The sequence below is a fragment of the Nitrospirota bacterium genome, assembly GCA_016212215.1.
GTDB lineage: Bacteria > Nitrospirota > 9FT-COMBO-42-15 > HDB-SIOI813 > HDB-SIOI813 > JACRGV01.
Genome location: JACRGV010000104.1, coordinates 1 through 11,485, shown reverse-complemented (window position 1 = coordinate 11,485; position 11,485 = coordinate 1). Strand labels below are relative to the sequence as shown.

Annotated in this window: 19 protein-coding genes; 13 read left to right on the top strand and 6 right to left on the bottom strand. The window is 41.6% G+C overall.

Translation table 11 applies throughout. From position 1 onward, the window contains the following. Positions 1-19 precede the first annotated feature (19 nt). The 6 genes from HZA08_09510 (at position 20) to HZA08_09485 (ending at position 3,679) form a co-directional block, all read left to right on the top strand. Positions 20-754, top strand: coding sequence for a hypothetical protein (locus HZA08_09510; protein ID MBI5193661.1), 735 nt, complete (start codon positions 20-22; stop codon positions 752-754). A 2-nt stretch (positions 755-756) separates the two neighbouring features. Beyond that, entirely contained in the window at positions 757-1,989 is a 1,233-nt protein-coding gene (locus tag HZA08_09505; protein ID MBI5193660.1) for a hypothetical protein, read from the top strand. Between the two features lie 38 nt (positions 1,990-2,027). Then, the gene (locus HZA08_09500; protein MBI5193659.1) at positions 2,028-2,525 is read left to right on the top strand and encodes a hypothetical protein; all 498 of its coding nucleotides are present in this window, start codon (positions 2,028-2,030) and stop codon (positions 2,523-2,525) included. Between the two features lie 86 nt (positions 2,526-2,611). After that, on the top strand, positions 2,612-2,950 hold the full coding sequence (locus tag HZA08_09495; GenBank protein MBI5193658.1) for a nucleotidyltransferase family protein: 339 nt from the start codon (positions 2,612-2,614) through the stop codon (positions 2,948-2,950). After that, positions 2,940-3,290: a DUF86 domain-containing protein gene (locus tag HZA08_09490; protein MBI5193657.1), complete on the top strand. Its 351-nt coding sequence runs from the start codon at positions 2,940-2,942 to the stop codon at positions 3,288-3,290. Before HZA08_09495 ends, HZA08_09490 begins: the two co-directional genes overlap by 11 nt. Positions 3,291-3,388: 98 nt before the next feature. Beyond that, complete coding sequence (locus tag HZA08_09485) at positions 3,389-3,679, top strand: helix-turn-helix domain-containing protein (protein ID MBI5193656.1); 291 nt, start codon at positions 3,389-3,391, stop codon at positions 3,677-3,679. On the opposite strand, the gene HZA08_09480 is transcribed toward HZA08_09485, so the two are convergent. Continuing rightward, the gene (locus HZA08_09480) at positions 3,670-3,816 is read right to left on the bottom strand and encodes a hypothetical protein (protein MBI5193655.1); all 147 of its coding nucleotides are present in this window, start codon (positions 3,814-3,816) and stop codon (positions 3,670-3,672) included. The genes HZA08_09485 and HZA08_09480 overlap by 10 nt on opposite strands. Beyond that, on the bottom strand, positions 3,813-4,016 hold the full coding sequence (locus HZA08_09475) for a type II toxin-antitoxin system HicB family antitoxin (GenBank protein ID MBI5193654.1): 204 nt from the start codon (positions 4,014-4,016) through the stop codon (positions 3,813-3,815). The genes HZA08_09480 and HZA08_09475 overlap by 4 nt, the downstream gene beginning before the upstream one ends. 419 nt (positions 4,017-4,435) lie before the next feature. Between HZA08_09475 and HZA08_09470 the strand changes: the two genes are divergently transcribed. Then, entirely contained in the window at positions 4,436-5,626 is a 1,191-nt protein-coding gene (locus HZA08_09470) for an ATP-binding protein (protein ID MBI5193653.1), read from the top strand. 72 nt (positions 5,627-5,698) lie between these two features. On the opposite strand, the gene HZA08_09465 is transcribed toward HZA08_09470, so the two are convergent. The 3 genes from HZA08_09465 to HZA08_09455 are packed head-to-tail and all read right to left on the bottom strand — an operon-like array spanning position 5,699 to position 7,230. Then, positions 5,699-6,511: a ZIP family metal transporter gene (locus HZA08_09465; GenBank protein ID MBI5193652.1), complete on the bottom strand. Its 813-nt coding sequence runs from the start codon at positions 6,509-6,511 to the stop codon at positions 5,699-5,701. Between the two features lies 1 nt (position 6,512). Next, positions 6,513-6,968, bottom strand: a complete 456-nt coding sequence (locus HZA08_09460) for a DUF4149 domain-containing protein (protein MBI5193651.1) — start codon at positions 6,966-6,968, stop codon at positions 6,513-6,515. A gap of 1 nt (position 6,969) precedes the next feature. Next, on the bottom strand, positions 6,970-7,230 hold the full coding sequence (locus HZA08_09455; GenBank protein MBI5193650.1) for a zinc ribbon domain-containing protein: 261 nt from the start codon (positions 7,228-7,230) through the stop codon (positions 6,970-6,972). 598 nt (positions 7,231-7,828) lie between these two features. Here HZA08_09455 and HZA08_09450 point away from each other — a divergent pair. Both HZA08_09450 and HZA08_09445 read left to right on the top strand, forming a co-directional pair. Further along, positions 7,829-8,017, top strand: coding sequence for a hypothetical protein (locus HZA08_09450; protein MBI5193649.1), 189 nt, complete (start codon positions 7,829-7,831; stop codon positions 8,015-8,017). Beyond that, positions 8,002-8,316 carry a type II toxin-antitoxin system RelE/ParE family toxin gene (locus HZA08_09445; protein MBI5193648.1) on the top strand — a complete coding sequence of 105 codons (315 nt, stop codon included), beginning with the start codon at positions 8,002-8,004 and terminating at the stop codon, positions 8,314-8,316. The genes HZA08_09450 and HZA08_09445 overlap by 16 nt, the downstream gene beginning before the upstream one ends. Before the next feature lie 120 nt (positions 8,317-8,436). On the opposite strand, the gene HZA08_09440 is transcribed toward HZA08_09445, so the two are convergent. Continuing rightward, positions 8,437-8,664, bottom strand: coding sequence for a hypothetical protein (locus HZA08_09440; protein ID MBI5193647.1), 228 nt, complete (start codon positions 8,662-8,664; stop codon positions 8,437-8,439). Positions 8,665-9,390: 726 nt separating this feature from the next. On the opposite strand from HZA08_09440, the gene HZA08_09435 reads away from it, so the two are divergent. From HZA08_09435 to HZA08_09420, 4 genes are read left to right on the top strand one after another with little or no spacing between them, the layout of a single operon-like run. Continuing rightward, the gene (locus HZA08_09435) at positions 9,391-9,972 is read left to right on the top strand and encodes a DUF1566 domain-containing protein (protein MBI5193646.1); all 582 of its coding nucleotides are present in this window, start codon (positions 9,391-9,393) and stop codon (positions 9,970-9,972) included. 34 nt (positions 9,973-10,006) lie between these two features. After that, positions 10,007-10,396, top strand: a complete 390-nt coding sequence (locus HZA08_09430) for a four helix bundle protein (protein MBI5193645.1) — start codon at positions 10,007-10,009, stop codon at positions 10,394-10,396. Further along, positions 10,396-10,803: a DUF1566 domain-containing protein gene (locus HZA08_09425; GenBank protein ID MBI5193644.1), complete on the top strand. Its 408-nt coding sequence runs from the start codon at positions 10,396-10,398 to the stop codon at positions 10,801-10,803. Before HZA08_09430 ends, HZA08_09425 begins: the two co-directional genes overlap by 1 nt. Before the next feature lie 15 nt (positions 10,804-10,818). Further along, on the top strand, positions 10,819-11,205 hold the full coding sequence (locus tag HZA08_09420) for an endonuclease domain-containing protein (protein ID MBI5193643.1): 387 nt from the start codon (positions 10,819-10,821) through the stop codon (positions 11,203-11,205). The last annotated feature ends 280 nt before the right edge of the window (positions 11,206-11,485 follow it).

Sequence of the window (11,485 nt, the reverse complement as noted above, 5' to 3'; positions counted from 1 at the left end):
GTACTTCGGCTATTTCCTCATGGGCGAATTCTCTGCCACGATATCTGACCGCCATCTCCATTCATCATGTTGTACCATAGATGGCAACCAGAACGCAAGTAGTTTTTTCGTGTCACCACGCCTCACTGAAGGGTTACGTAGTAGTGGGGGTATTGGAAGCGAGAGAGGAAAAGGCACAGGTGGAGAAAAAGGAAGCGGAGAAGGAGAAAAACCTGGGGGTGGAGGTTCAGAGTCTAAACCAAAACAAGCTTTTCCCAAAGTATTACTCTCTGGAATTGATAAAGACCCATTTAATCCTTACGAAATTCTAACCCTGGCTGACAGACAGCCTCCTGTTTATCAGAGACCGCAAGATGTTCCTGCGGGAATATATTGGATAAACACATCAAAAAAGCTTGCTCAACATATCATTGAAAACTACGGTGTCAAGCATATGAAATGGCGTGATTATCATTTCCAAAGAATGATAGATGTAATTTGCAAGGAAGCCCTCCACAAGCTGGAAAAACAAGATCCTGACAATTTTAACGCTGACAGAGTAGATGCTGAAATTGTTGATAAATTAGTAAGTAAAGCTCATGATAGTGCTGTGGAATCTCTTGGTGATTACCTATTTGAGGAAGAATACAAGACACCACGGGAAGAACTCCTTGAAAGAATATCCGGGCTTAAGAGTCTCGATCCGGAAGAACAAAAGAAACTGTTAAATGAGATAGAAGAAGCCATTACAATTATTAAGAGTAAGAAAGGATAGAAATGGAAAGTGGTGTTGATAATCAATCTAAAAGACCCGATATGGAGGGAAATGATATACTTGATACGCCCATTGATGAAATTCCTCTTTCAGTAAGAGCCCACCACGTTCTTAAAACAAATAAACTTAAAACTGTAAAAGCTGTATTAGAATTCGGACTTAACAATCTTTTTAATCTTCGCAATGCTGGCAAAAAAACAGTTAGAGAAATATCTGATGCTATTAAGCCATTTATTCAGGAATACAGCAGTCTTAAACTATGTAAAGAAACTCCTACCGCTGAGGCTCAAACCAGGGTAGATAATTGGTCAACTAAGGAAATCTCATTTATTGATGCCATAAATACTATTCTTACCTCTATAACTCCAAAACATTTGTCTATAATTGAATTGAGATATGGATATAGTGATGGGAAATGCAGAACCCTTGAAGGAATAGGTAATATGTTTGGTCGCACAAGGGAGAGGGTGCGACAAATTAAAGAAAGAGAAATTAAAAAAATAAGGCATTATAAAAGAAGTTCACAGGTACTTATAGAAAATATCGAAAGACTGCTTCTTCAATATAATGGGATTATAAGTATTAAAGATATGGTAGGTGATGGATATTTTACTTCAGGAACTGAGAATCAACTAATCTTCTTGATTAACCTTTTTGAAGACCTTTATAAGGAACGGTATAGAATTATTTTTAAAACATACCTCACTTATCTTAATGATGAAGAAATTGAAAACTTACACAATAAAATAAGAGAGGCTCTCTTAAAATGCCGATTCCCATTAGATGAAAAAACTTTCCTAAAAAATATTATTTCTTCGATTGGCTCTATATCTGAAGATTATTTAACCTATCATCTATTGCATAACAAACGTATTTTAATATCGAATGGAAAGGTCTTGTCTCCTGGTAGACTCTCCATTTCACAGCGTGTAAGAAGAATTATTATGAGAGATATCGACAGACCCTTACATTATTCAGAGATTACTAAACTGTATAGAAATCACTTTAGTGATGTAATAACTGGATATTCAGATATTGAGCATGCAGTACATTCTCGAATTGGTGACTCTAAGGATTTTATTATTGTTGATAAAGGCACATTTATGTTAATAGAAAAGTTCAAAGTTGCAGAAAATATCGAAGAAATTGTAAAAGTATCAAGAGAGATCTTGAAAAAGTTGGGAAATATTTCTGATACACGGTATCTCATAAAGGAAATAAAAAAGGGGGGATAAGTATCGGAAATCTTAATGCATATTCTTTAAAGCCGATCTTGCTTGAGTATCCAGCTTTTATAAAATATAGAAAATTTGAAATAGGGATAGAAGAGTTTGCTGACAGATACGAAAGGAAAACTCTTGCTGAGTTAATTTTTGAGGTTATATCCTCAGTTAAGGAACCTATGCATGTAAAAACTATATGGAAGGAAATATCGAAACAAAGGGGTTTCCCTGAATATGCCGTTGCTCAGCGGCTGGATAAAGATTTAAAATTTATTCGGACTGGGCCAGCAACTTATACAGTGTCTAAGAACATTGCTCAATATGAAGAAAAACGTAAAATCATAATTAACTTTACAAAAGAATGGATACAGTTAAAAGGAAATGCTGTCTCAGCTTTCTTTGTTAGCGAAGTTTTACAGTCGACAGAAGAAATTAAAGACTTATTTTCAGGGCTGGTAGAACATGTTCTCTCTACAAGTCCGGAATTTATCAGATTACCAAATGGATTTTATGGCTTGTCTAAGAAAGAAGATTTACGAACCATTTAAAATGGCGGTAAAAATGAAAGCACGAAATTTCACAACGTATATAATTTCCACACATGGGGCGTGACAGGACTGACGAGAGTACAAAAATGCGATTAAAAACACGGCAAGATATAACAAAAAATAATATTATACATCTATTAGATGAACATCATTATATTTTAAGAAAATATAATGTATTGAGAATTGGCTTATTTGGCTACTATGTCAGGGGGGAACAAAAAAAGGATAGTGACATAGATTTTCTTGTTGAATTCGATCTAACTGCTTTCGGCAAAGACTTTGATGGTTATTATGACAACTTTATGGATTTGGTTTCGTACCTTGAAGACCTGTTCGGTAGAAAAGTGGATTTAGTAACCATTGGTAATCTAAGCCCATACATCCAACCCTACGTTGAGAAAGAGGTAAAGTGGTATGAAGGATGACAAGATATTTCTGAGGCACATTCTGGATGAGGTAAATTTTCTGATGCAGAGCACTGATAGCATAAGTTTTGAAGAGTTTAAAAAAGATGAGATCATAAAGAGGGCATCTACCAGAAGCATCGAAGTGATTGGTGAAGTGGTGAAAAATATTTCACCTGATTTCAGGAAGAAGTATAAGGATATTGAATGGAAAAAGATTGCAGGGATGCGAGACAAGGTTATCCACTTCTATTTTGGAGTAAACTGGGATGTTGTATGGGATGTGATAAAAAATAAGGTGCCAAAGCTGAAAGAACAGATCGAGAAAATTTTTGGTGAAGCTGATGCCCCCTCACCATAGTCCCATTCACTTTCAGGTACTCGATACTCGCAGGACAATGTTTACTCTCACAACAGAAGAAACCACAATTTTAAAACAGTTAGTAAAGGAGATAGAGCATGGATAAAGAATTATTTACGGAACTTACCAAAAGCCTTAAAGAGGCAGCGGCAATCTCTCGTAAAGAATTGAAACCTTCCATGAAATTCAATGTAGAGGTTCTTGATGTAAAAGAAATCAGGCAAAAGACGGGACTATCACAGACCATGTTTGCCCAACTAATCGGGGTAAAAGTAAAGACCTTACAAAATTGGGAACAGCATCGCAGGCATCCGAGAGGTGCTGCTGCAGCCCTGCTCACTATAGTATCACGTGAACCCAAGGCAGCCCTTAGAGCTCTTTATGGGTAAAGTCTCCATCCGGCACAGTTTACTGTTATAGAACCTGTCCGTGAATTTGACCTTGCCCGCTCACCATGTATCTTTTTCAATTGCCGACCTTTTTTCTCCAAAATGTTACACAAATCTCTTCCTGATATGCTTTTCATACAGCAATTTCCATTACTCTATCTTCCGGCTTTAATTCAATGCCATCTATGTCAACAGATAAGCAAGCCTCTATTGCTTCATAAATATTTTGAAGTAACTCATCCCATGTATCTCCTTGAGTATGACAGCCTGGAATAGAAGGAACCTCAGCCCAAAATCCTCCTTCTTCTGCGTTGTGTACTATTACCTTGAGCTTCATATTAACAGACCCCCTTTACCGTCTATATTATTTTATCTTATTTTTATCTATCGAGGTTAGAATAACAATATGAAATCTTGGTGTCAATGGAGATTTGTCGTATTTACCACAAAAAACGAGGATCAAACATGTTTCATTTGAGCTTGCTAAAGCCGGGTAAATTATAATTTATGAATTCCATCCCGAAATACAATCCGATTCAGGCTATCTTTATAAAAGTATCCACGACAGACAGTCAGTTATTTACGGATTAGTTATGTGGCCATGCTTCAGCGGCTTCCGGACAGGGCCGGTAAATATCAGCCTCAGAATAGGAGAAAGATTCCTGCATATTTTGTGTTAGTCTACTTATGAGTAAAATTACTCAATCATTGAGTATTAATTGACTACTGTTATGATTACTGCTATATTTATTCATCATGTATACAAGGCCGCTTGTCCAAACGCTTGCCGATTCATTGAAAAAACGTATTCCGGTATTTCAGGTATTAACCGGGCCGCGTCAAGTTGGAAAGACTACCATTGCACAACAGGTGATGGAGGAATTATCATATCCGTCAGTGTATGCAACAGCGGACAGTCCATTGCCGCCCGGGCCGGAATGGATTGAGACGAACTGGCGGTTGGCACAGGTTGAGTTTGAAAGGCACAAAAAGCCTGTACTCCTTGTGCTTGATGAGATTCAGAAGGTTAGGGGATGGAGCGAGACACTTAAATACTGCTGGGACGAGGGTAGGCGGAGTAAGTATGATATTCGGATTCTTGTGCTTGGGTCTTCAGCACTATTACTGCAGGAAGGGCTGACGGAGAGCCTCTCAGGGAGATTTTTCCTGAACAGATGTATGCACTGGTCGTTTAAGGAATGTAATGATGCATTCGGCTGGGACTTGAGGAAATGGCTTTATTTTGGAGGGTATCCGGGTGCAGTTGTATTTATAAAGGATGAACAGCAGTGGAAGAGATATGTTCTGGATTCTCTTATTGAAACAGTATTGGCCCGAGATGTGCTGCAGATGCAAAAGATTGCCAAGCCTGCACTTATGCGGCACCTGTTTGTACTTGCGGCAACATTCCCTGCTCAGATATTTTCATATAATAAAATGCTCGGGCAATTGCAGGATGCAGGTAATACTACGACACTTGTTCATTACCTGAGACTCCTTGAGACGGCCTTTCTTGTCAGTGGTATGGAGGTCTATTCAAAGGGGCAGATACGAAAACGCGGGAGTAGTCCTAAACTGATACTCTGGAATAATGCCCTGATAAATGCCATTTCGTCAAAGACATTTCGTGATGCTGTAGGTGATTCCGCATGGTGGGGACGTATTGTTGAAAATGCAGTAGGTTTACATCTCTGTAATGGACTATCAGGTACTGAATACAGCATTACTTATTGGCGGGATGGTGACAAGGAGGTTGATTTTGTTGTCTCACGGGGTGCTGAGTCATGGGCAATAGAGGTAAAAAGCGGAAGAACGGGTAAGTTATCGGGGATAGAACACTTTCGACGTAAATATAGCAATGCTAAGGCGATAATTATTGGTGCAGGTGGGATTCCTCTGGAACAGTTCTTTATGTCTGATGCTGATGTATGGTTCAGTAAGAAATGAGTAGTGCTTAAAGTTTTTTTCTGACAGCGTCCTTTTCTGTTACAGGCTACCTCTTGTGAGGTATGAATATCTTCATCCGAACGCCACGTCAAGCACCATCATCACAGCAAATCCGAGCATGGCGCCCATAGTTGCAAGGTCAGTGTTGCCGTTACGCTGGGACTCGGGGATTAGTTCTTCTACTGTTACAAATATCATGGCACCTGCGGCAAAGGATAGTGCGTAAGGCAGGATTGCCTTCGAACCTATAACTATGGCAGCCCCTATTACACCGGCGATGGGTTCTACTATTGCTGATAGTTGTCCATACCAGAAGCTTTTAAGACGGGACATCCCCTCACGCCTCAAGGGCATGGATACTGCTAATCCTTCAGGGAAATTCTGAAGCCCGATGCCGATAGCCAGTGCAATTGCACCGGCAAGTGTGGCAGAGGGGATTCCTGCTGCGGCTGAGCCGAAGGCAACTCCTACTGCAAGGCCCTCAGGTATATTGTGAAGGGTTATGGCAAGGACGAGCAGTGTGCTTCTCTGCCATGATGTCTTTATACCTTCCACCTCATTCATGGAGAAACCGCTGTGCAAGTGAGGGAGTATCTTATCAATTATCCTTAGAAAGACTGCACCGGACAGAAACCCTATAGTTGACGGAAGCCAGATTGGGATGCCTCTGCCTGCTGACATCTCAATAGCAGGGGCAAGCAGGGACCAGTAACTTGCGGCAATCATAACACCTGCGGCAAAACCGAGCATCCCGTCAAGGACTTTAGCGCTGACAGTCTTTGCCATAAAGACTACGCCGGCCCCAAGTGCAGTAACCCCCCAAGTGAAGCCGGTAGCAATCAGTGCTTGTAATATCGGATGAATGGTTTTGAGATACTCGACCAAGTTATCTTACCATTAAAAAAATTACAGCCAGACCGGCAAGCAGGACAAGGACATTCAAGATTACGGAAAACTGGTGAACACTCCTGAACTTTTTTTGAAGTGTCTGACTCATTGATGTATCCACATTAGCCCTTATCTGAAGCCGTAACTTCCTTGCCTTGGCCGCTGACACCAGCCCAAGATAAAATGTAAGAACAGTCATGAAGGCCAGAAGGGTTATCCTGTCCCATGGATAAAATTGATCTTTACCCGACATTATGACTATGGTTACAAGGGATGCAATACCGCAGATATAACCCATAATCCAGTATTTCGGGAATATGTCTCCAAGCACATCACCGGCCGCATCTCTCGGTAGTACCTTGAATATGCTTGGGGCGCCTATAACAACAAGGAATATCATCCCGCCAATCCATGTTACAAGTGACAGCAGATGTATGAAGTTGATTATTACCATATCAATTCTGCCACCGTTTAAGTTTAGGTATGAATGTATTTGCTATAACCTTTGCCTTTTCCTCTGACATATTGTCAATACCTGATAGAAAACCGATCACCTTGCTTATCATCTGGTCCATTGTAAGATCAGGATCAGTAAACACCCCGTTCTCAAAACAGTAAAAGCAATACTCCCTGTTCTTTGTCCCATCTGCATTTGTCCCCTGGTCTTCCTTCCTCCCCAACGGAATACCACAGCTCTGGCAAGTCGGCCCCTCCATACTTCCTGGTTCCATATCTATCCCCTCCTTGTAATTTGTAAAAGTTTTTAATTGATTTAGTATTATTGATGCAACTGGGTCAAAAAGTAAAGTGAAAAGAGAATTATTAGCGGGAGATACGCATAAATTATTACGAAACAATAATCCTGAAAGATTGCGTTGCAAATCATAATATCCGGGATATCAAAACATTCAGGGAGTTTGTTAATATAATGTAATGGAAATGGGATGGCTATTGAATATCCCTATGAGTCGGCCGGAAACAGGGCATCTCACAACCTTTTAGATATGCTCCAGTATTTCCACAGTAAGGAAGTGCCTCTACAGTAGTCGTACAGGAGCTTGTGATGTTGGGCACAGGGTGTCAGACACCCTTGGTCCTTGTTCTCTGAGGATTTTGAAGTTGAAAAGATAAAGATTTATGCGGGCACTCTTTACCGATGGTTGTTGAGTGATGACATCAAACAAAATCTCTATTGACAGCAAAATCTCATCCTGCTACCTTATCCTCAGAAAAGCAATTTTCTATTGCATATTGCAGATATGCACGATCAAGTTTTGGCAAGTTTTGGCATAATAAGCATTAAAGGAGGCGAACATGCAGACAGCAAAACAAGAGGTTACCGGTCTTCTCAATCGTTTACCAGAAGACTGTTCTCTGGAAGACATCCAGTATCATCTTTATGTCCTTCAGAAGATTGAACGAGGAATGAAGGATGTGGTAGAAGGACGGGTATATACTCAAGAAGAAGTCGAAAAGAAGATGTCAAAATGGCTCGAAAAGTAATCTGGTCTTACGAAGCTACTGCCGACCTCGACGCCCTTGCAGAGTATATTGCTCGTGATTCAACGTTCTATGCTGCATCATTTGTTCAGGAAATCCTTACTGCAAGTCGTTCACTTGATATATTCTCTGAAAGGGGGCGAATAGTCCCGGAATTTTCTGATCCCAATATCCGGGAACTTTTTGTGATAGATTATCGCTTGATTTATAGTATCGAAGAACAGTGTGTTGATATTTTGGGACTTATTCACGGAAGACGTGATTTAAAAAAGCTTTGGGAGATAGAACAAAGAGGAATTTGACTGGATAGGGTTGGACCTCGCTATCCTTCTGATTAGTTTATGAAAATCAAAAGGTTATTATGGTCCGACCCCGATTAGACACGGTTCAACGCAGAAAGCAGCGGGGCAAGTATTTCCTCTTTAGAGGACATTATATGCCCTTCTGAGACGATTCCACCTGTCCCTTAATTTCTCTTCCCCTTCTGACAGAGACTTATGCCAGCCGAGCTCTTTAACTGAAGCCATAAGAGCTGCAAGCTGCTGTAATTTCATTTCCATTGACGTCCTTCGCAGTTCCTCATGCTCAAAGGCATTTATCGCCTCCCAGCGTTTCTTGAATTCAATGGCTTCTTTCTTTGTAATCTTCATTTTACAGTTCCTTTTCAATAATTAGGCTCTTGCAAAAGCATACAAATGTTTTCATCACCGCACCGCCCTGAATTTTATTTATTGTTAAAGCGATTATAGCAATTGGACACCATACATTCAACCGGAAGTTTGTATGGTTGTGTTTGTAAAATAATAAATAAAAATTGTCGAAGAATTTTCTTGACAGTTAAAATACGATTTGCTAACATCCTGCTCATAAGTTGAAATATGGTTTTCATTAAGACCTTTTAGAGTTAAACAACGAGTTGGTTTTACAGGATGGTTTGAGATGATTTTCTCTTCCACAAGCTATATCAGGCCCGCAACTTTCAGTCAGTCAGTCAGTCAGTCAGTCAGTCAGTCACCGTTTAACCTATCAATTATTTTTATATTTCTGGATTTCTTCACAAAGCCGGGCCGGGGGAGACCCTAATCTTGTCATTCCCGAAGTTTGTTGTCGGGAATCTGATTTTAAATTATATCCGTCCCCGAATGCTTTTATCGGGGATAGAGGCATTCGGGGATGGCAGAAGCGGAGATTTTCGTAGCGTTGGGGTTTACCCCCAACGTCTCAGGACTAACCTGGAGGTCTACGACAAATGAGCCTTAGACGTCTGAAGGTGGAAGGAAGAGGTAAGAAGGCTGAAGACTGAAGGTAGATAGACTGAAGGTATTCCTAACAGTCTTCAGTCTAACAGCCTTCAGCCTAAATAAAGGAGACACACTATGCATAAAACAAAACAAGCTATCTTAATGACAGCAATATTTATCTTATTCCTGCCGGTCTTTGCCCTCGCCGGTGCAGGCACGGTTGATCTTCCCAAGACAGGCCAGACGACCTGCTACAACTCATCCGGTGCAGTGGTTGCCTGTCCCGGCACTGGTCAGGACGGGGATGTACAGGCGGGTGTTCCCTGGCCCAGTCCAAGATTCACGGTCAGCACGGATGGTTACTGCGTCACAGACAACCTTACAGGTCTGATGTGGGTAAGGTCGCCTGACAGTCTAACGAGGACATGGCCGCAGGCACTGGATTATGCCAATGGTTTAAGCCTGTGCGGTTATACAGACTGGCGCCTGTCCAATGTCAACGAGCTTGAGAGTCTGATAAATGCAGAACAGTCTAATACGGCTACATGGTTGAACACGCAGGGATTCAGTAATGTGCAGTCTTACTACTACTGGTCGTCTACTTCTCTCGCCTACTACACGAGCTACGCGTGGATCGTCCATATGTGGAGTGGCGGCGTGAACAGCGGCAGTAAGTCCGACCACTTCTACGTGTGGCCGGTACGTTCTGGACAGTGATTTGGTAATTTGACTATTTGGTTATTAAAAGAACATGGCACAGTATGAACATCTCCCAATATACAAAAAGGCGTTTGATATGACTATTTACATTGAAAACGCAGTGAGAGGTTTTTCAAGGTATCACAAATATACACTGGGTACAGATCTCAGGGATATATCCCGCTCGGTAGTGAGGCTTGTTGTCAGGGCAAACTCCGAGAGGGAGAGGCTTGCCACTCTTGTGCAGTTGAGAGATACGATTGAAGAACTAAAGGTTACGGTCAGGGTGTGCAAGGAGGTAAAGGCATTTAGAAGCTTCAATACCTTTAAATATATGATGGAGGAGGTAATCTCCCTGGGAAGACAGAGCGAGGGATGGATAAAGAGTTGTGCTTCAAAACCCCCTCCCCTTGCGGGAGGGGGCAGGGGGAGGGGGGATTGATGATGCCGGAGCTGACCTTCTTTAACAGATTGTCAGGTGTGCATAGTAAAACCACTGTGCGCCCATCCCGCCCTTCGGGCATTGGCAGGCAATCAGGCATACCCTTACGGCAGGGATTGCCTGATGAAGAACTCACAAGTGGATGGGCAAATGTGCAGTCTAACAACTACTGGTCGTCTACTTCTAACGCCAACAACACGAACAATGCGTGGATCGTCAATATGTGGAATGGCAACGTGAACAACAACAATAAGTCCAACAACAACTACGTGTGGCCGGTACGTTCTGGAGAGTGGTTAACCCCCCTTTTCTCATTTGATGCCCTCTACAGAAGTTATAGGTTATCGGTTCTTTCTCAGAACGAGTGGGTAAATAATATTCCCTCCCCCTTGACGGGGGAGGGTTAGGGTGGGGGTGATTCTATGGGGGACAGGATAACAACATTGGGAAAAGCCCTCAGGAAAAGACTAACAGATGCGGAACAACTGCTCTGGAGTCATTTGAGAATGAAACAGATGGAAGGGTTGAAATTCAGAAGGCAACAGCCCATAGACAAATACATAGTTGATTTTGTTTGCTTTGAAAACCGCATTATTATTGAAGTGGATGGTGGTCAACATGCCGCAGAAAACAATAAGGATATAGAAAGAGATAAATACCTTCAACGATATGGATTCAAGGTGTTAAGGTTCTGGAATAATCAGGTCTTACAAAATACAGATGAAGTTTTAGCGGTAATAAGGGATGGCTGCTTAGCTCACCCTCCCCTTAATCCCCTCCCGTCAAGGGAGGGGAAAGAAAGAATGTGATTCATTGCAGATTATGGTTTACCCACTTGAAATGAGAAAGAATCTCAGGGGATTTGTTGCTGACAGGTTAAACCTCTCCCTGAATGACAAATACAATAAAATTGTCCCTGTCTCAAATGGGATAGACTTTCTGGGCTATATCATCAGACATGACTATATGCTTGTGAGACGGCGGGTCGTAAATAATCTGAGGGCAAAACTTGAGTTGTTTAAAAAGAGGCTTGTATCCCCCACCCTTACCCTCCCCCGCAAGGGGGGAGGGATGGGAGGGGGGATGCAG